This is a genomic window from Bacteroides sp. AR20, from assembly GCF_964250605.1.
Lineage (GTDB): Bacteria > Bacteroidota > Bacteroidia > Bacteroidales > Bacteroidaceae > Bacteroides > Bacteroides uniformis.
Window position 1 is genome coordinate 1 of sequence record NZ_CAXUGK010000025.1, and the last position, 20275, is coordinate 20275.

Here is a 20275-nt window from a genome sequence, read left to right on the forward strand (position 1 = left end):
TTGAAAACAGAATCCAGATATAAGAGAACTTATAACTGAATCCCGTTTCTATTTACACAAAATTATGGATACTGCCAAAGAAAAACTCCTGACTACCTTTACAAAAAGGCAAGTCAGGAGTTTTTGTATCCTATTCACTCAAAACACGATAGGCATCTCTTTCCATTCTCCTCCGTGTAGTTCCATCACCGATTCATATCCAGCTTTCCTCAAAGCACGCAAAGCTTCGGGACGTCCGTTGCTTATCCGTTCCGGATAGTGTGAATCACTGTTCACCTGCACACGTACACCCAAATCATGCAGGTAGGAGAAATACCGCTCATTGGGATAGAAAGTGACCAAGTCATGATAGGCTTTGGTATTGACCTCTACCTGATAGCCGCGACGGGCAATATCTGCGAAATACGCCCTAACCAGCTCATCATACCAAGGCTCGTCCAGCAATCCCGGGCGATAGCATGCTGCATTGTAGTGCATCTTATCGGCATGGCCCACAATATCGAAACCTCCCAGCTCGAGCATCCTCGTCAACCGGCCGTAATAGAGACGGACCACATGCTCCAAATCACCGCAAAAATGTCCGTCTACAATGGTCTTAAAGGTATCCGCAGATACATCTACATCCACCACTTCCCCTTTGTCATTGTAGAGAAGATGTACAGAACCGATACGGTAGTCCAACGGCAACTCCCTGAAACGGGCGATGGACGGATTGCTCGCTTCATTCAGATAATCAATCTCCAGACCGATATACAGTTCGATACGTCCGGCATACTTCTCCTTCAGACGATGGAATTCAGATAGATAGTCGTCCATGATATCCCACTCCATAGTCCATGCCGTAGAAAAAGGCAATGGAGCATGCGATGAAAAGCCATAAGATGTAAAACCTTCACTCAATGCAAAACGCACAAAGTCCTCCATGCCGGCACGCCCGTCACAATAAAGGCTATGGCTATGATAATTCGTCAGATTTCCCACTTTCTCAGTTCTAATTTTTAATTCTTAATTTTCAATTTCGAACTTCAGTTCGATTCTATCTCACTCAGCTCCAGCCAGCGCAATGTTTTTTCGTCAATCAAGTCCGACAATTCCGGCAAACGTTTCGACTTCTCCGTCAGTTCGTCCACAGACAAAGTACCGCTGCACAAAGCCTCTTCAATTGCATTCTTTTCGGTTTCCAGGTCAGCTATCTCCTGCTCCAATTGTTCAAACTCGCGTTTTTCCTTAAAAGACATGCGCCGCTTTTCGTTCAGACGCACCTTCGCCGTCTTGTCCTCCTGAGCCTTGGCGGCTTCTTTCTCTTTCTCCTTTTCCTGATGGACTTTCGCATCTTTCCAGTCGCGATATTGTGTATAGTTGCCGGGAAAGTCGCGGATGTCCCCTTGTCCGTTGAACACTAACAGATGGTCTACCACTTTGTCCATGAAATAACGGTCGTGGCTCACCACAATCACGCATCCTTTGAAATTCTGCAAATACTCTTCCAGCACATTCAGCGTCACAATATCGAGGTCATTGGTCGGCTCATCCAGCACCAGGAAGTTGGGATTGCGCATCAGGACCGTACACAGATAGAGGCGGCGGCGTTCTCCCCCACTCAGCTTGTAGACATAGCTGTGCTGTGTCTCGGGAGTAAACAGGAAATGTTGCAGGAATTGCGATGCCGTCAGCTTCTTGCCGTTGCCCAGTTCTATGACTTCGGCAATGTCCTGCACTACATCAATCACTTTCATCTGCTCGTCAAACTGCAAGCCGTCCTGCGAGTAGTAACCGAAGCGGACCGTCTCGCCAATGTCCAGCGTACCGCTGTCTGCCTGCTCCAACCCCATCAGTATCTTGATGAAGGTCGACTTGCCCGTACCGTTATTCCCTACGATACCCATCTTTTCGTAACGGGAGAAGATGTAGGAGAAATCATCCAGAATCTTCAAGTCACCAAAGGATTTGTACAGATGGTCTGCCTCGAATATCTTACTGCCTATATAAGAAGCCTTAACGTCCAGCTTTACATTGTCGTTGTTGAAACGCTGCTTAGCCACCTTCTCCAACTCGTAAAAGGCATCCTCCCGATAGCGTGCCTTGTGCCCGCGGGCTTGCGGCATGCGGCGCATCCATTCCAGCTCTGTGCGGTAGAGGTTATTGGCACGTTCTATCTCCACAGTCTTGGCCTCGATACGCTCTTGGCGCTTCTCCAGATAATAACTGTAATTGCCTTTATACTGATAAATCTGCCGGTTGTCTATCTCTACGATTTCGGAGCATACCCGGTCGAGGAAATAACGGTCGTGCGTCACCATCAGCAAGCTGAGGTTGTTCCGGCGGAGATATTCCTCCAGCCACTCCGTCATATCGAGGTCGAGGTGGTTGGTAGGCTCGTCCAGTATCAGCAAATCGGGTTCAGTGATAAGGGTATTGGCAAGTGCCACACGCTTCAACTGCCCGCCGGACAGATGTTTTACGTGCTGACTGAAATCACGTATTTTAAGTTGAGACAGAATCTGTTTCGCCTTCTGCTCGTACTCCCAAGCTTTTTCATGGTCCATACGCACCAGAATTTCGTCCAAGCCGGGATGCCCCTCCGTTTCCATGCAACGTTCATATTCCTTGATTAACTCGACAGTACTGTTGCCATGATGGAAGCACGCTTCGAGCACGGTCAGCTCTTCGGGATATTGCGGGTCTTGTTCCAGATAACCCACACGCAAATCACGACGGAAGGAAATGGTGCCATTGTCATACCCCTCCTTGCCGGAAAGGATATTGAGCAATGTCGTCTTGCCACTGCCGTTCTTGGCTATCAACCCGACACGCTGTCCCTCGGACAAGCCCAAAGAAATATTTTCGAATAGTACCAAGTCACCGAACGACTTGGTCAAGTTTTCCACCTGAAGAATTGAATTTACTGCTGCCAATGCTTTAATAGTTGAAAAATGAAAATTGAAAGTTGAAAATCACAGTACCGAGATGACCGGACCTTAGAACAAGGAGCTGTATATCTCCGGCAGATTCACTTTACCTCCTGCCTTTACTTTGCTCCAAACCAGCTTCATGGGGTCTATCCATTCACCGGTAGACGTGTTCAGCAATATGGGCGCTTCCCGGTTTCCGTCCACCAAGGTACGCCATTCCATACCGTCCACTTCATTGGCGAAAATAACACAAAGCGCGATGCCAAAAGCCAGCCATGCATCCTTCTTCTTAGGACCGATGTTGCTTTCTTCCATCATCTGCTGCATCTTGGCAATGTCTTCCTCAGCTCCCTGGAAATCCTTCTTCAACAATTCCTTTATAGTAGTATCCACCCACTCGTATGCTTCATTAATCTGGTAGATTTCCGAAAGGCGCACCGGAATTATCTCCGCTGGATACTTCACTCCATCCTTCCGCGTTTCCAGCGAAGCGATAATCTTCTCCGCTTCTGCAACCGGCTCTCCTTTCTTCACCGTAAACGAACATTCAAAGGCAACTTCATCCGCGCCCGTTATCCATAAATGGGAAGTATAGTACGCACCTTCTTCCTCGAACATCTCCTTACTATATGCACATTCCATCCGGCCTATCCTAACCGGAATGGCAGAGGAGTTTTCCCGTAACTCTTGCTTCACGGAGTCCTTGCCATATGTAGCATTCCCTTTGAAAGCCGAAATGCGAAAATTACCGGTCCACTCATTGGGGTTATAAAAAAGGAAAGAGCCTTCCCCGTCCTCGAATTCATTCCAGTCTGCCGGATAAGTCATGGAGAACCATGCCCCCGGAGAGATAAATTTCTTGCTTTGTTCCATATATAGACTAATCTTTGCAAAGACAGTTCACACCATCTCAGCTATTTCTCGCAAAGATAGTACAAACCGAATGCAAAATAAAATGAACTTGTCCATTTTTTATGCTGAGGTGCAGCCTATCTTCGGTTTTAGGGCAAAAGTAACATATTACCGCCGTTGATATGCAAACAAACGAAACAAAAAAACAGCCGATTCTCACGAACCGGCTGTTCCAATCATCATCTATGAATGAAGACCATTAGAGCCTTCAATATCTTTATTCAATCAAACTAAAGTCAAAATGAAATCCATTAAATTTCTAATTCGGATACAAAGATAATCAATGGAATACATACAATCCTAAGATTTTAAGAATATTAAATTAACATTCTATAAATAAAGAGAAGCCCTTAGACGAAATCAATATCGGATTACCGACATCGGACCAATTTCATCGCTAAACAACTTATATAATACAGGATGTTGCAGCATTCGCTTAATCGAATACAATTTTCCATCTATCAATACTTCATCACGAACAAGTCGTACTCCGTGACTATAATCTACATAATCTACACTATGCGCAGCACTCAATGGCTGAATAGGTTTGCCATCCTGATAATGCCAACCGTAAATGAATAACCTACCTGGTTCATCTGCCATCCGGTTGGTTATCACAATATCCTTTTTATGACCGGCCATTAAACCATAAAGCCTTCCATTTACCAAACGGGTAGCTTCTATTATAGAATCATGGCGCACAAATATAGGTACAGTAACCATTGTAGAATCAGGTGTCATAGGATGAGGAGTAAATTTCCAGGAACTATGAAAATGAATCAAATCAGAAATTTTTCTGGTAGGCAGTATCGCACCATATAAATCGGCTATCTTTTGAGCCGTCTGCGGCAACATAGGAATACGCAAAAAATCATAATTCATCCCTATTGTCAGAAAATCGGGCAATACACATAATACTACTCCATGCAATTTACCATCAGCATCCTGCAAGCTATCTGTTAGATATACGGGCTGGCGTAATAAATCCGGAATATTTCCCTGTGCGATTTCTTTGTAAACAATAGAATCGCGTTCCTCTACTTTCATATTCATTACTTGACGGGCAAATCCACTTCCTGTAACATTTTTTTTTGCCCGAGGCGGAAATCGAAAAGCATGAGGTTTTATTATTGAGTCTTGCCTATAAGTACCATATACCTTTCTACCCATGAACTGATACCCTATATTTTCATACTCTGTTCCGGCAAAAACAGACTGAATAAAACCATTTCGTTCCACCAATATGGTATGATAGATTCTCCGTTCAGGGTTCTTCCTTGAATAAAACTGCACTTTCCGATTACTTGTCATAAAATAGATTATGCTGTCATTCTCTACTTTATTCCACCTAAAACGTTTCATATTCTTTCTCAAATATCGCTGCATTAAACATGTTTTATACCAAGTACCCCCTTTTCGGGAAACAATAGATTTTCCATCCAATAAGGCATTCTCATCATCGTAACAAGCAACAAACAAGCTATTTTCAGGAGAGGCCTCCAACCATTTCTTTAATTTTTCTCCATATTGCTTGTCATTCCAATTATAATTACTATCAATAAAAGAAATCTTTTTCACATAAATAGGAATATCAAAAACCGTATCCATAAAACCAAATATAAAATTCCCACCACCGCTATGACTATTCAACTCAATAGTAGGATGATATTCGGAGAATAAAGCAAAAATATATTCCACTACTTCTTTAATTTTCTGCTCTCGTCCAACTCCATCTCTCCTCCATTTCCCCCAACTCTTCGTATCTGCCTCCAAATAAACAGTTACTAGATTATATTCTTGAACTTTTGCTCTGATATACCGTGTTTGCGCTCCAATGTGTTGTATATGATAGTGCCAATCATCTTCATAAGCCGGCAATTTTCCAACAGTCCAATCTATACTATTGCCATTGGGCAATGCATATAATACCAACTTTGTCGGTTTATTCCTATCAAACTCAACTATTGAAGGTGCATTTATGCGAATATTGATTCCCGGAGGATATACAAACGACATTTCTTGTTCTCCGAAATAGGGGCTTATCACAAAACCAGACAACTTATTATCCCCACATCTAGCATCAGCAGACGTAACTATTTGTGCCTGGACAACAGACACAAAATACCATAAGTAAACCAATAACAGAATTTTACTCATATAACTTAGTATAAATATGCACTACAAAGTTAATCTATCAATTTATACAAAAGATTATCAGTTTATAAAAATAGCCGATTCTCACGAACCGGCTATTTCAATCATCATCTATGAATGAAGACCGTTAGAGTCTCCAGTATATTAAAACTGTACTACAATTTCTGTATATCCAATACAAATATTGATACTGAAATTATTATCGGCAATATCGCCAACAACACAGAAAATAAAAACATCATCAATTTACATGTATGAATTGAACTTTCTTTTTATTCTTGATTTGAATCCCACCACACAGGCAATGTACAAATAAGGTTATTATTATACCATCCTTCACCAAGCTCAGCAGCTCCTGGGACTTGGGAACCAATGGCTGCAAGATTAGTGGTATTATATGTCAGCTCATAAGAAGCTTGCTTCCAACGACGAGGCGACTTATCTTCCGGGCAGTAAGTAAATCCTGCTGGAGTATTCCTATAATAATACGATTTATCCCAATTCATGAATATATTCGTATCATAATCACAACGACGCATATCATTCCAATTCTCATTAGAATATGGCATTGCCAACATCTTCTGAGTCAAAATTTTGCCGAGAGTAATATCTGAGGAATTTCCTAGTGCATTATTCAAGAAATTATCAATATCAGCTTGTTCAATATGAGTAAACGAGGGGCAAGACTCCAATTTTCCATCCTCTGAAGTCCACACGCCAATCTGATCATTAACAAAATCAATACTTGCTTTAACACCTTCTTTATAGGCAATAAATGCTCCTGATTTATCGCCTTGACGGAAAAGCGTCTCTGCTTTGATAAAACAAGCTTCGGAATACGATGCCATAAGGGATGGACTTGTTGGGCGGGCATAAAACACTCCGCTCAGCGCAGAAGTGTCATAAGATTTATTACGTCGATAAAGAATATCTACACCGCCTGCATATCCCGTACCACCACAAGTTGTCCACACATAAATAGTATCTCCTTTACGAGTTGGACTATCACAATACCAACTCTGGGTAGTTGCATCAAATGACAAAGCATATGGACCTGATTGACTTAAAATATCAGTTTGCATATCAACCCCCATAGAACGACGCCACAAACCGTCATCTGACCATTTTATATCAATAGGAGTTTCAGGGCCTTTCATAGAACGAGTCCAAGGGATAAACTTATCAGCACGTGGATCTTCTATTCCCTTTCCATCAAAGTTAGTCAAATTATCATAATAGCATTTAGTTATATAAATATTACTATTCATACCAATACAAGAATAGAGAGCAGAATAATCTATCGGCTCATTCCAACCCAATACATCATGGGAAGGTGTATTAGTATCCGTATGCTTTATAGCAGTATTATCAGCATTACTTTGTTGAGCTTTAGCTAAACAATTTAGAATTTCCGGAGCATCATACTTGCCATCTTTATAATTTCCAGCTTCTTTCTTGACTAAATGATTCAGCCAACGTGCTTTAAGAAGATAACACATTTTCAGCCATTTATCTGCATCACCACCATTCCAAGAATCACCTTCTACCAAATCTACAGGTGTAACATTATTTATTGCCTCTTGTTGTTTAGAAAATAACTCAATAGCTTCATCAATATCAGTTATACAACCAAGAAATATTGTTTTACCATTATCATAAGCAGGAGAAGGATTTTCTCCAAATGCGTCATTATAAGGGATTTCTCCAAATAAATCAGTAAGCATCATAAAACCATAAGCACGAAAAAATTTGGCAGCACCTGCATAGTGATAAGCACCAGCCTCCATTGCCTGATTATATAAATCATTACAATTCACACCTACCTGAGTAAAAAACCACTGTTGCGCATTAGCAGCACGAGTTGAAGAATCAAGTTGCCATTTAGCCGCTCCTCCTTCACGTGCATTGTTACGATAGAAATGACCACAATAAAAACTAGTATTCGAGGCTACAATATGGTAAATATGTTCCATATAAAATTGCATCCAAGGTAAACGCTGATGGAACTCAGCATCAGTAGATATAGGAGTATTTGGATTGGTATTGACATCCAGCCAGTCATCACATGCGGAGAGCGAGACACAAGCTGCAACTCCGAGAATTATTTTCTTGTATAGTTTCATATTATTCAATTTTCATACAGTTAAACAATATTTAGAAAGTCAGATTAACACCAAAAGCAAAACTTGCTGTCGCAGGAACTCCACAATAATCAATACCTACTGAGGATGAACCTACTGCACCCGATCCAGCTGCCGCAACTTCTGGATCACCATTATAATTAGTGAAAAGAAGAAGATTATTGGCCGTTGCCGTAATTGAGGCACGTTTTATAACTTTTGTTTTAGCAAGTAACGTTTTTGGTAAATTATATGAGAGTGAAATAGTACGAAGACGAAGTGCATTCACCTTTGTCATGAAGTTTGCTGTTTCATTAGGATAAATATCCTGATAATAATTAGCTATAATTGTTTTACCGCTGGTTTCTTTACCATTATAAGTATATGTTTTATTCGCTTCGAAAGTATTCGTTACAAATTCACCATTTGTATTTACACCTGAAACCTCTATTTTTTCCCGGTTAGCAGAGAACTCACTCACACCCGCAAGCGTCATAGCATATTCCGTTCCATTATAAACATGCCCACCTACACGAAAATCCCACAACATATTCAATGACAACCCTTTATAAGTAATAGTATTATTCCATCCACCAGAGAATGTAGGTTCACGATTACCTATTTCAAGATTAGCATTAGTTCCTTTAGTCGGAAGACCATTTTTGTCTAATACAACTCGACCTTGGTCATCACGTTTCCATTCACTACCGGAAATTGCCATAAAATTACCATTAGGGAAAGAAGCCGCTTTAGCATTACCAACTTGTACATCGGTCACATAAAGAATTTCTACACCTTCAAGCAGATTTTTCACTGTACCACGATTACCACTGACATTAATAGTTGATTCCCATGTCCAATCCTTAGTTTGAATAGGTGTACCACCAATACTTAGCTCCATGCCTTTATTATAAACGTCACCTGCATTAACAGAACGGAGAATATAACCAGTTGCATTTGACAGACGAGGTGACATAATCTGATTATACGAATTATTGGTATAGTAGGCGTAATCCAACTTCAGACGATTATTAAAAAAGCGCAATTCAATACCCAATTCGGTAGATTCCGTAATCTCTGGTTTTAATGCAGCATTACCAGCAGTCCAATAATTACTTACCCCAGTAAGACCACCAAGGAATGACTGACTGGGCCACAATGCTGTTTCCAATGAATACGGACTCGTATCTTTACCTACACGCGCCCAGCTCGCACGTACTTTGCCGAATGATAACCAATCTATTTTAGGAAGAAATTCTGTAAACACAATACTACCACTTACCGAAGGATAAAAATAAGAACGATTCTCAATTGGTAATGTAGAAGACCAATCGTTACGTCCTGATACTGTCAAAAACACTGTATTCTTCCAATCAGCACGGAATTCACCAAATGTACCAATAAGGCGTTTTTGAGAACGTGAACTTGAAAAATCACGGTTATCATTCGTTGCATTGTCAAATGCGTAAAAATCAGGAATTTCAAAGTTCCAAGCCATTCTATAGTTAGTCCAAGTCCGAGTATCGTCAGTAGATGTACCAAGCATCAAGTTAAAGTTAAAGTCTCCAAACTGTTTATTGAAATTCATCATTAAATTCGTAGAAAGATATTTATACCGATAAGAATTTTCGCTATACATACCTTTTTGCCATGCCAATTTATATACTCCACCAGCAGCAAGAGTCTTTGAATCATCTGTAGTGTAAGAGTCAATGCCCATACGATAACTAATCCACCACCAATCTGCAATATCAGCCTTGATACTAAAATTACCCGTGAAACGCTCAGTATTATCTTTCAACTTATTCTTATTAAGAATCCAGTATGGATTATCGCGTTCATCAACAACATCAAGACGATCTCCAAACATACGATAGCGAGTACCGTCTTCATTCAAGTAGTGTTTCATATCATCAGTAGGAGACCAACGGTATACCCCCGTCATGGTACCAGAACCACTTGAACCATATAACCCAGCAGAGGTCAATGTTTTATCAGTGTTTGCTTGAGAATATGCTACATTTGCACCGAATGTGAGCATTCTCCACTTTTGTTCACCATTAAAACGGAACGTTGCTTTCTCATAACCAGTATTAGGAATTATACCATCTTGATTATAATAAGAGCCTGAAAGATAAAAATTACTATTTTTAGAACCACCAGCCACGCTTATATTGGTATCCCATGCACCACCTTGTTGAAAAAAGTCATCTATATTATCATAGGTTACTGCCCCATTGTCAATAGGTGCTCCCCATGAATTATAACTAAAATCATTATAAGTCGTTCCAGTATATTTTCCATCGGTGTACTGATCTTCAGCAAACCCTCTTCCATATTTCCGTTGTGTTTTAGGAAGAGAAGTAGCCCATTGCGTGATATACTTAGTGGAGAAATTCACCTCAACGGCTCCCTCCTTTCCTTTTTTGGTTGTAATAATTACAACACCTGCAGCAGCACGTGAACCGTAAAGAGCAGCAGCAGCCGGACCTTTAAGAACTGACATGTTTTCAATATCCTCAGGGTTTATATCCATTACACGATTAGAATTGGTAGAAGCTGTCGATAAACTACCATCAAAAGCAGAGTTACCAACTACTGTAGTAGAGTTATCATAGATTACACCATCAACAACAAATACTGGTTGATTGTCACGTTCAAGCGAAGTCCCACCACGAAGAATGATTTGAGAACCGGCACCGGCAGCACCACCTCCTTGCGTAATATTAACACCAGCAATTTTACCAGCCAAAGAGTTAATCGGATTCACACTTTTATTTTTCATAAGCTCTTCCGCATCTACATCATCAATGGCATATCCCAAAGATTTCCGGTCTTTCTTAATACCCATAGCTGTCACTACCACTTCATCCAATGTTTGCGAATCATCTTGCAAAGTCACTGAATACGAAGAAGCATTTGTCACTTTAAGCATAGCAGTTTTATATCCAATAAAGGATATCTCCAATGTGCTACCCGCCGGCGCTTCTACAGAGAATTTTCCGTCAACGTCCGTCACCGCACCGGTACCAGAACCTTTTACCAGCACGCTGGCACCGATGATTGGTTCGCCCGCTGCATCTAAAACTTTACCTGTGATTTTCTTGGCTTGCTGAGTACTTTGGGAACTTAGCACACTTTCATTCGCTGCATTGGCAGCAAAAGGTGCAGACATCCCAAACAATGCAAGCAACACTAATGATAAGCAATAATTTCTTTTCATAAGCTCTTTTATTTGGATTTGTTTGCAAACATATGAATTAATTTAGAAAATCTGCTATTGAATGAATTAAAAAATACTAAATGAATATTAAAACATTTGCATTTATACTTTTGCAAAGTTTTAAATCAAAGCTTAATAATTATTTAGAATATCAAGTCTTAATCATATTGATAGTATATAGACAAATAATAAAGCCAAATAACTTATAAATAATAGAATATTATACATATATCTATCATATGTAATATTATTTGAGATATATGACTTAATATGCCATCATATGCATATAGTTTTTTTATATAAAACAAACTCAACTGTATGAAAATATAGGTATAAATCAAAAAAAATGGAAAGTGAATTAGCTAAAAGAATTCATAAGTTCATCAAAAAAGAATGTTAGATTATTAATGAAAGCAGGAAGTGTCCGTAACATATATTAACACATCTTTTTGGAGCATAATTTTATAACGAAGTGTATATGTAAGTTATAATTAAGAAGAATCACTCCATTCAATATTCACTTAGAAGAGATCAGTTCAAATAAGACCTCAAAAAAATAATTATTTGAAATCAAGTATCTGATAGACAAGTTACATATAGAAAAAATAAAAAAAATATTTATAACATTGATTTTCAGCAACATATAATTATCAACAGATATTATTTGCTAGAGGGGAATGGTAACAATAAATATAAACTAAGTTCCCAAAGTACTAAAAAAAACAGAAATAAATTCATAAGTACCATCCACACAAAATCCAACTACAATTCCACATTTCAACAGCCCTAACCCCCCGCCTCATTTCCCTATCGGCTGTATTCTCCTTCTCACCTCTTTGGATATTTCCAGAAACATATAGTTCAGTTTGCCGGAATGAATACCTTCCTTATTCTGGGCATACTTCTTATTGGCATACTCCTTGGACTTGTCAAAGGTGATGCGCGACATCTGGTTCTGCGACTTTCCCACCATCGTCGAATCCAACTGTTCGTCCGGAAAGAAATCATCCAAATCCACATCACCAATCATGGTCGTTTCAAGGAAATTCATGTCTTTATGACTGGAATCCGTGTAGTATCCTACAAACATATGCCCCGGGGTGCGCACCAATATAGGTTCTATGTTGATGGCACGGAGCAGAGAAGCAAAAAGCACACTTCCATCCACACAGTTGATTTGCGAGGACTCCAAGGCGTCATCGAACGTGCGCACACGCTGTGAAAAGACCACATTGCTGGAAAGGCTCGTATTGGAGACCGAGCTATAACGGAACTTACGCTTCTGCAGTACATTCCACAAGGCATAAACCTGCCTGTCCACCACTTCGGCACCTCCCTGATAGCCTAAAAAACGGTTGACGATACGCGTATCCAGCGCTTCACGCAACAGCTTGTCAATCATAGGATTCTCCTCATTTACATATGCTGCAAAAAAGATGCCGGTATCATGGAATTTTGTACCATTCGTGACATACCCCAACAGACATTCATTAATGCTGCGAACGGAAAAAGTACGCACCCTCTGCCCCAAATCCTTACCGTTCATCTCTACCATAACGGCCACACTAATGGGTTCCGCCTGGTTGTTATTCTTCAGAGCCTCATAATTCCATATGATATCAGGATAGATAATATACTCCGTACGCGGTTTTGCCAACACAAACTCCGACACTGAACGGGAAAAGAACGGAGTCTCCGCAACTTCTACCCGCACCCGGCTATAAGCATTCCTCGAACGGACACGGACAGCGATGCACGACTTCGGATTACCTACATACATGGAGTCTACCGGCACTATGACCTGAGCATCGGTGGTAGCCACTGAAAGGATACTGGAAGGGAATATATTACCGCCCAGCTCATCCGCGATATCAAAGCCCGAACGGAAAGGAGCCGTATTCAGCCAGACAGAGCCGATTATCACTAAAAGCAGAGTTCCCACAATAACCGGCAAACGCCTTTTAGAGAAACTCCTGATATACATAAGTTCTTTCATACAATTCAATATTTACCTGGCAAAGATAATATTTTATATGTGACAGGGCTTTTAGATAAACGAGAATTTAATGTAACCCAAATGTAACACTTGTTTCATCATTCCGTAACAAATTAGCCTCACTTTTGTACCCAGAAAGTAGAAATGGCCTGCATCTCAGCACAAGTTTTCATGCAAACATGAAAATTCTGCATTCGGTTTGCACTATTTTTGCCGATAAAAAGAAATAAAGTTTAACTTTGTGACAAGAGAATTGTTTTATCCTTGTCATACATAAACAACAAAGCAATGAACGATTACCGGATTTTAGTAGTGGACGATGAAGAAGACTTATGTGAAATTCTGAAGTTCAACCTCGAAAACGAAGGCTACGAAGTGGATACGGCAAACTCCGCTGAAGAAGCTCTGAGAATGGACATTGGCAGCTACAGCCTGCTACTGCTGGACGTGATGATGGGAGAAATTTCCGGCTTCAAAATGGCGAGCATGCTGAAGAAGGACAAGAAGACAGCCCAGATACCCATCATCTTCATTACCGCCAAAGATACGGAAAATGACACCGTGACCGGTTTCAACCTGGGAGCGGACGACTACATATCCAAACCCTTCTCGCTGCGCGAAGTGGCGGCACGTGTCAAAGCCGTACTTAGACGCACCCGACAAGGAGAAACGGAACATGCACCGGAACAGATTGTCTACAAGACGCTGGTACTGGACATCATCAAGAAGAAAGTCTGCATTGACGGCGAAGAGGCACCGCTCACCAAAAAAGAATTTGAAATCTTATTGCTGCTTTTGCAGAATAAAGGACGCGTATTCTCGCGCGAGGATATACTGAACCGCATCTGGAGCGACGAAGTATATGTGCTGGACCGCACCATCGACGTGAACATCACACGTCTGCGCAAGAAAATCGGAGTTTATGGCAAATGTATCGTAACACGCTTGGGATATGGTTATTGTTTCGAAGCCGAATAACGACAGACACTTTCTGTCCTTCAGCCGGAAGCTTTTCCTTTCGGTCATCTCGCTGTTCCTCGTATTCGCCGCCTGCTTCATCGCCTACCAGTATCAGCGGGAAAAGGAATACAAAGTGGAGCTGCTGGACATGCAGCTACAAGATTATAACGACAGACTGCACCAGGAGTTTCGCTACCTCCCCGACAGCCTATGGACTTCCATGCTGGACAGCTACATCTCCAAGCATGTGAACAAGGAATTGCGCGTCACTGTGGTAGACCTTCATGGCAACGTATTGTTCGACAGCTCCCAGAACGACAGCCATGAACTGGACAACCACATCAAACGCCCCGAAGTACAGAAAGCGCTGAAAGACGGCAAGGGCTATGACCTGCGGCGCATCTCCGAAACCACCGGCAAGACCTATTTCTATTCTGCCACCGCCTACGAAGGCTGTATCATCCGCTCAGCCCTCCCCTACAACGTCAACCTGATGAACAATCTGGCTGCCGACCCACACTACATCTGGTTCACGGTCATTGTATCACTGCTGCTGATATCCGTCTTCTACAAATTCACCTCCAAACTGGGCAGCGCCATCAACCACCTGCGCGAGTTTGCCAAAAGGGCCGACAAGAATGAACCCATAGACATGGACATACAAGCCGCCTTCCCGCACAATGAGCTTGGAGAGATTTCGCAGCATATCATACAGATATACAAGCGCCTGCGCGAAACCAAAGAGGCGCTTTACATTGAGCGCGAAAAGCTTATCACCCATTTGCAAACCTCCCGCGAAGGACTGGGCGTATTCAACAGAGACAAAAAGGAGATATTGGTAAACAATCTGTTCACCCAATACGGCAATCTGATTTCAGACTCCAACCTGCAGGCTACCGAAGAGATATTCTCCATCTGCGAATTCCAGAAGATAACGGATTTCATCAACAAGGCGCAGAAGCGCCCCTCCTACAACGAAGAACGAAGGATGTCCGTACACATCAACAAGAACGGACGCACCTTCATCGTGGAGTGCATCATCTTCCAAGACCTCAGCTTTGAAATTTCCATCAACGACATCACCCAGGAAGAAGAGCAAGTACGGCTGAAACGGCAGTTGACCCAGAACATCGCCCACGAGTTGAAAACCCCCGTAAGCAGCATACAAGGTTATCTGGAAACCATCGTGAACAACGAAAACATTGCACCCGAAAAGATGCAGGTCTTCCTGGAACGCTGCTACGCGCAAAGCAACCGCCTGAGCCGCCTGCTGCGCGACATATCCGTACTGACCCGCATGGACGAAGCCGCCAACATGATTGATATGGAAAAGGTGGACATCAGCATGCTGGTTTCAAACATCGTCAACGAAGTGTCCCTGGAACTGGAACAGAAGCAAATCACCGTTGTCAATTCCCTAAAACCGAAGATACAGTTGCGGGGCAACTACTCTCTACTCTACTCCATCTTCCGCAATCTCATGGACAACGCCATCGCTTATGCCGGCACCAACATACACATCAACATCAGTTGTTTCCGCGAAGACGAGAATTACTACTATTTCAGTTTTGCCGATACCGGCATCGGCGTTTCTCCCGAACATCTGAACCGTTTGTTCGAACGCTTCTACCGTGTAGACAAAGGACGCTCGCGCAAGTTGGGCGGCACCGGCTTGGGGCTCGCCATAGTGAAGAATGCAGTCCTTATTCACGGAGGCACCATCTCTGCCAAAAACAACCAAGGTGGAGGACTGGAGTTTGTATTCACACTGGCAAAAGAGAGATAACAGCCCGTTTTACCACACCAAACAAAATGCTTTGCATACCTCTGGAGAAGGTTCTTGTGGCAAGTGTGGCTTGTATTGGTATCTTTTCACCTTACCGACATGACGGATTGCTTAAATCGCCTTAAGTCACTATCAATCAGAGAGTAATTTTGCCAACCTATTGCCATGCTTTTGGCAAACTTTTGCCATGCCTATGGCAAAGTTTTGCCAACGCGGTGACAAAGTCTTGCCAAGAGGGTGGCAAAACCTTGCCAATTTGTCGGCAAAAAGAAAGAGAGAGGGGAAGAAAATTTATCACTCATAGAATTGTTTTCTCAAAAAGAATCCGTATCTTTGTCATGCATTGGTTCGCTCCCCCTCTTCTGGGAAAGCGATTAAAAGGGAATCAGGTGTAAATCCTGGACAGTCCCGCTGCTGTAAGTTTCGTGCAACGTTGCAGACAATTACTCTATGCCACTGGAATATTCTTCCGGGAAGGCGCCTGCAACAGAAACAAGTCAGAAGACCTGCCATGCATACTTTATCATTGCTTTCGAGGAAAAAGCGTTGAGTCTAATGAGCCGGACAAACCGTCCATCATTTCATTCATCAAACCTAATTCAGAGAAAGTAAAGAAGGTAATAAACTCTGCCAAGTTTATTTGATGATGTCCGGCCGAAGTGATTTCGTCCGGACATTTACATTACAAAAAGTCATATTTAAATTGGTTATTACATAGATTTTGTCTAAATTCGGCACATTAAACCGCAATAATCGGTTTATCCGTTAACCTATTGTCAAATTATTAAAGATACAGAGTCTATGGAATTACCATTTGCCGAAGCATGGAAAATCAAAATGGTGGAACCTATCCGCAAAAGTACCCGCCAGGAACGCGAACAATGGCTGAAAGAGGCCCACTACAACGTATTCCAACTCAAATCGGAACAAGTTTATATCGACCTCATCACCGACTCGGGCACCGGAGCCATGAGCGACCGCCAATGGGCAGGCATGATGCTGGGTGACGAAAGCTATGCCGGAGCCACCTCATTCTTCAAACTGAAGGAAGTCATCACCCGCCTCACCGGATTTGAATACATTATCCCCACCCACCAGGGACGCGCTGCCGAAAATGTACTCTTCTCCTACTTGGTGCACGAGGGCGACATTGTGCCGGGAAACTCCCATTTCGACACCACCAAAGGACATATCGAGGGACGCCGGGCATTGGCTCTGGACTGCACCATAGACGAAGCCAAACAGACACAGCTGGAAATTCCCTTCAAAGGCAATGTAGACCCTAAAAAACTGGAAAAAGCATTACAGGAACATAGCGAACGGATACCGTTCGTCATCGTCACCATAACCAACAACACTGCAGGCGGCCAGCCGGTTTCCATGCAGAACCTGCGCGAAGTCCGCGCCATTGCCGACAAGTACGGCAAGCCCGTTCTCTTTGACTCGGCACGCTTTGCGGAAAATGCCTACTTCATCAAAATGAGAGAAGAAGGTTACCGCAACAAGAGCATAAAGGAAATTACCCGCGAGATGTTTGACCTTGCCGACGGTATGACGATGAGTGCCAAAAAAGACGGTATTGTCAACATGGGCGGATTCATAGCCACCCGCCGGAAAGACTGGTATGAAGGTGCCAAAGGCTTCTGCGTGCAGTTCGAAGGCTACCTTACTTACGGAGGCATGAACGGTCGTGACATGAACGCCCTTGCCATCGGCCTGGATGAAAATACTGAATTTGACAATCTGGAAACCCGCATTCACCAGGTGGGCTATCTAGCCATGAAACTGGATGAGTACGGGATACCCTACCAACGTCCCGCAGGCGGCCATGCCATATTTGTGGATGCCCCCAAAGTGCTGACACATGTGCCCAAAGAAGAATTCCCGGCACAAACACTGACCGCTGAGCTCTATCTGGAAGCAGGCATACGCGGCTGCGAAATCGGGTATCTGCTGGCAGACCGCGACCCGGTGACCCGCGAAAACCGCTTCAACGGCCTGGACTTGCTTCGGCTTGCCATCCCCCGCCGCGTGTATACCAACAACCACATGGATGTGGTGGCAGCCGCTTTGAAAAATGTATATGACAAACGGGAAAGTATTACCCGCGGAGTGCGCATCACCTGGGAAGCTCCGTTGATGAGACACTTCACGGTACAACTGGAAAGGCTGTAAGAGATTTACAGACTCAATGTCAAGACAAAATCCGGAAACAAATAATAATGAATAGTGAACCGGCGTTTCTCCACCGTACGATATTCTTCGGCGGAGAATACGCCGCTTTCATTTACAGCAAAAGGCAGAATGCGCATGTGCCCGCGAAAATCAACCTCGGAAGCATTCAGGCATTTGAACATGGTCTCCTTAGCCGACCAGTGCAGCAACAGTGACCAAGTGTCTGTTCCGCGAAACACGGATGGCTGTTCATCTTCGCGCATGAATTTATGTGCCACCTTCCTTACCCGCTCACCATACTGCTCGATGTCAACACCCACTTCCCGACCCGGCAATCCCAAGACAACAGCCACATAACCTTTCGTATGCGAAATACTGAGAGAGGCGGAGTCATCCGCCAGATAAGGTTTCCCACTGGGATGATAGGCAATCTCTTTCTCTTCTCCCGACAGAGTATAAAGCAATACGCGGACAGCCAGCCACTCCAAACGGCGGTGTGCCGCGGTGAAGCGCCGCATACCTTCCCGGTATACTTCCTGATGAGGAAGCATGGCCAGCAATTCCTCCGGAGATTCCTCCGTTTTCCAAATTCCCCATCGACAGGGAAGAGCGGTATGTTGCAAGAAGAGGGGCACGGAACAATTTAAAAATTAATAATTAAAAATTAAAGGGAAGAAGAGTTGGGTTCTGCCGGGGCATTTACTGTGAACTTCACTTTCAGGATACGGCGGTTGTCCATCTCCAACACCTCAAACTCATAACGGCCGTAGGTCACCTTTTCATGGAGAGCAGGAAATTCCCCCTTCAGTTCCAGCAGAAGTCCGGCAAGCGTATCGGCATCCCCTGCCACCTCATCGAACGTTTCCTCGTCTATCTTCGTTATTTTATAGAAATCAGTCAGCTGGGTCTTGGCTTCAAATACCCAAGTGTGGTCATTCAGTACGGCATATGTACGTTCTTCATCATCGTATTCGTCATGAATTTCGCCCACAATCTCCTCAATAATGTCCTCCATGGTGACAATGCCCGACGTACCACCGAACTCATCGACCACAATGGCTATATGAATCTTGTTTGCCTGGAAATCGCGCAGCAAATCATCAATCATCTTGGTTTCGGGCACAAAATAGGCGGGCCGGATAAGCGACTGCCAACGGAAATTATCCCCTTTGTTCAGATGGGGAAGCAAATCCTTGATATAAAGCACCCCCTTGATATTGTCACGGCTATCCGCATAGATGGGAATACGGGAGTAGACATTCTCTACGATGCACTTCACCACATCTTTGAAAGGGGTACGGATATCCAGGTCCACCACATCAAGGCGAGAGGTCATGACCTCCTTGGCCGTTTCCCCGCCAAAGCGGATGATACCTTCCAGAATATTATTCTCCTCCGAAAGCTCTGCCTTGTCGGTCAGCTCCAACGCATGCGAGAGTTCATCGACCGATATGTTATGGTTCTTGCGGACCATATGCTTGTTCAAGAAAGAGGTGGAACGTACCAGCATAGATGCCATCGGATAGAATACGGAACGGCAAAACGTGATGCCGGGAGCGGCAAAACGGCAGAAAGCCAGCGTCTTCTGAGCCGAATATATCTTAGGCATGATTTCACCGAAAAGCAACAGCAAAAATGTAAGGACTACTGTCAGAATGAGGAACTCTGCAATGGGAGAATGAAATTGGAACACATTCATAAAGAAGAAGTTGCAGAGCATGATTATGGTTACATTCACGAAGTTGTTCGTAATCAGAATCGTTGCCAACAAACGTTCGCTGTTGTCCAGCAGATTACTGATTTTCTCATCCGAAGGATGCTTTCTCTCCGCTATTGCATTCAGGTCTGACGGAGAAAGAGAGAAAAAGGCTATTTCGGAAGCTGATGCAAAACCGGAAACAAGCAAAAGCAAACCTGCCAACACAATGGCTACAACGGCCGAAATAGAAGGAGTCTGTACGGATATACCGTTAAAAACATCTGCCAACTGGCATAAATAAGCGTCTGGGTCCAAAGATTTTGGTTTTAGTTAAACAA

The 20275-nt window shown here is 43.0% G+C and carries 12 protein-coding genes and 1 riboswitch; of the genes, 3 read left to right on the top strand and 9 right to left on the bottom strand.

Annotated elements, in window-relative coordinates; genetic code table 11:
* Positions 1-138: 138 nt before the first annotated feature.
* From ACESTD_RS13320 to ACESTD_RS13350, 7 genes are all read right to left on the bottom strand, one after another.
* Positions 139-981, bottom strand: coding sequence for a histidinol-phosphatase (locus ACESTD_RS13320; protein WP_227186529.1), 843 nt, complete (start codon positions 979-981; stop codon positions 139-141).
* 44 nt (positions 982-1025) lie between these two features.
* Positions 1026-2915, bottom strand: a complete 1890-nt coding sequence (locus ACESTD_RS13325) for an ABC-F family ATP-binding cassette domain-containing protein (RefSeq protein ID WP_005826716.1) — start codon at positions 2913-2915, stop codon at positions 1026-1028.
* A gap of 63 nt (positions 2916-2978) precedes the next feature.
* Positions 2979-3785 carry a DUF3805 domain-containing protein gene (locus tag ACESTD_RS13330; protein WP_005835988.1) on the bottom strand — a complete coding sequence of 269 codons (807 nt, stop codon included), beginning with the start codon at positions 3783-3785 and terminating at the stop codon, positions 2979-2981.
* 399 nt (positions 3786-4184) lie between these two features.
* The gene (locus tag ACESTD_RS13335; protein WP_005835986.1) at positions 4185-5981 is read right to left on the bottom strand and encodes a hypothetical protein; all 1797 of its coding nucleotides are present in this window, start codon (positions 5979-5981) and stop codon (positions 4185-4187) included.
* A gap of 269 nt (positions 5982-6250) precedes the next feature.
* Entirely contained in the window at positions 6251-8101 is a 1851-nt protein-coding gene (locus ACESTD_RS13340) for a SusD/RagB family nutrient-binding outer membrane lipoprotein (RefSeq protein WP_005835980.1), read from the bottom strand.
* Positions 8102-8132: 31 nt separating this feature from the next.
* A complete protein-coding gene (locus tag ACESTD_RS13345; protein WP_005835978.1) occupies positions 8133-11321 on the bottom strand; it encodes a SusC/RagA family TonB-linked outer membrane protein in 3189 nt (1062 codons plus the stop codon).
* 799 nt (positions 11322-12120) lie between these two features.
* On the bottom strand, positions 12121-13317 hold the full coding sequence (locus ACESTD_RS13350; RefSeq protein WP_005835974.1) for a hypothetical protein: 1197 nt from the start codon (positions 13315-13317) through the stop codon (positions 12121-12123).
* A 288-nt stretch (positions 13318-13605) separates the two neighbouring features.
* Here ACESTD_RS13350 and ACESTD_RS13355 point away from each other — a divergent pair, with 288 nt between their 5' ends.
* The 3 genes from ACESTD_RS13355 to ACESTD_RS13365 all read left to right on the top strand — a co-directional run bounded on the left by ACESTD_RS13355 (position 13606) and on the right by ACESTD_RS13365 (position 18238).
* Positions 13606-14295, top strand: coding sequence for a response regulator transcription factor (locus tag ACESTD_RS13355; RefSeq protein WP_005835972.1), 690 nt, complete (start codon positions 13606-13608; stop codon positions 14293-14295).
* A complete protein-coding gene (locus tag ACESTD_RS13360) occupies positions 14270-16063 on the top strand; it encodes an ATP-binding protein (protein WP_373158986.1) in 1794 nt (597 codons plus the stop codon). Before ACESTD_RS13355 ends, ACESTD_RS13360 begins: the two co-directional genes overlap by 26 nt.
* A 327-nt stretch (positions 16064-16390) precedes the next feature.
* Positions 16391-16592: riboswitch (cobalamin riboswitch) on the top strand.
* A 272-nt stretch (positions 16593-16864) separates the two neighbouring features.
* Entirely contained in the window at positions 16865-18238 is a 1374-nt protein-coding gene (locus tag ACESTD_RS13365) for a tryptophanase (protein WP_005826739.1), read from the top strand.
* Between the two features lie 5 nt (positions 18239-18243).
* Here the strand turns inward: ACESTD_RS13365 and ACESTD_RS13370 are convergent, their stop codons facing one another.
* A complete protein-coding gene (locus tag ACESTD_RS13370) occupies positions 18244-18873 on the bottom strand; it encodes a 4'-phosphopantetheinyl transferase superfamily protein (protein WP_005826741.1) in 630 nt (209 codons plus the stop codon).
* A gap of 29 nt (positions 18874-18902) precedes the next feature.
* A complete protein-coding gene (gene gldE, locus ACESTD_RS13375) occupies positions 18903-20252 on the bottom strand; it encodes a gliding motility-associated protein GldE (protein WP_005826743.1) in 1350 nt (449 codons plus the stop codon).
* Positions 20253-20275 lie beyond the last annotated feature (23 nt).

Coding starts and splice junctions, on each gene's coding strand:
- ACESTD_RS13355 (WP_005835972.1), top strand. CDS start 13,606: ATGAACGATTACCGGATTTTAGTAGTGGACGATGAAGAAGACTTATGT.
- ACESTD_RS13350 (WP_005835974.1), bottom strand. CDS start 13,317: ATGAAAGAACTTATGTATATCAGGAGTTTCTCTAAAAGGCGTTTGCCG.
- ACESTD_RS13345 (WP_005835978.1), bottom strand. CDS start 11,321: ATGAAAAGAAATTATTGCTTATCATTAGTGTTGCTTGCATTGTTTGGG.
- ACESTD_RS13330 (WP_005835988.1), bottom strand. CDS start 3,785: ATGGAACAAAGCAAGAAATTTATCTCTCCGGGGGCATGGTTCTCCATG.
- ACESTD_RS13365 (WP_005826739.1), top strand. CDS start 16,865: ATGGAATTACCATTTGCCGAAGCATGGAAAATCAAAATGGTGGAACCT.
- ACESTD_RS13360 (WP_373158986.1), top strand. CDS start 14,270: ATGGTTATTGTTTCGAAGCCGAATAACGACAGACACTTTCTGTCCTTC.
- ACESTD_RS13340 (WP_005835980.1), bottom strand. CDS start 8,101: ATGAAACTATACAAGAAAATAATTCTCGGAGTTGCAGCTTGTGTCTCG.
- ACESTD_RS13335 (WP_005835986.1), bottom strand. CDS start 5,981: ATGAGTAAAATTCTGTTATTGGTTTACTTATGGTATTTTGTGTCTGTT.